The following is a 276-nucleotide window of genomic DNA, read 5'->3' as shown; positions in this document are numbered from 1 at the left end:
TGCTGGCCACCGTGCGCGGCGACGTCCACGACATCGGCAAGAACCTGGTCGACATCATCTTGTCGAACAACGGCTACAACGTGGTCAACCTGGGCATCAAGCAGCCCGTCTCGGCGATCCTGGAGGCTGCCGAGGAGCACCGTGCGGACGTGATCGGGATGTCCGGGCTGCTGGTGAAGTCCACGGTGATCATGAAGGAGAACCTGGAGGAGCTGAACCAGCGCGACCTGGCGGGCAAGTACCCCGTCATCCTGGGCGGGGCGGCGCTGACCCGGG

General features: G+C 65.2%; 1 protein-coding gene. It reads left to right on the top strand.

The genetic code is table 11. The annotated features are described in order from the left end of the window. The coding region (locus tag QSK45_RS38175) for a cobalamin-dependent protein (protein ID WP_285563544.1) at positions 1-276 on the top strand (276 nt) is incomplete at both ends.

It is taken from the genome of Streptomyces hygroscopicus subsp. hygroscopicus (assembly GCF_030269125.1).
GTDB lineage: Bacteria > Actinomycetota > Actinomycetes > Streptomycetales > Streptomycetaceae > Streptomyces > Streptomyces hygroscopicus_C.
The sequence above is the reverse complement of the archived record's forward strand: the minus strand, read 5'-3'. Positions and strand labels throughout refer to the sequence as shown.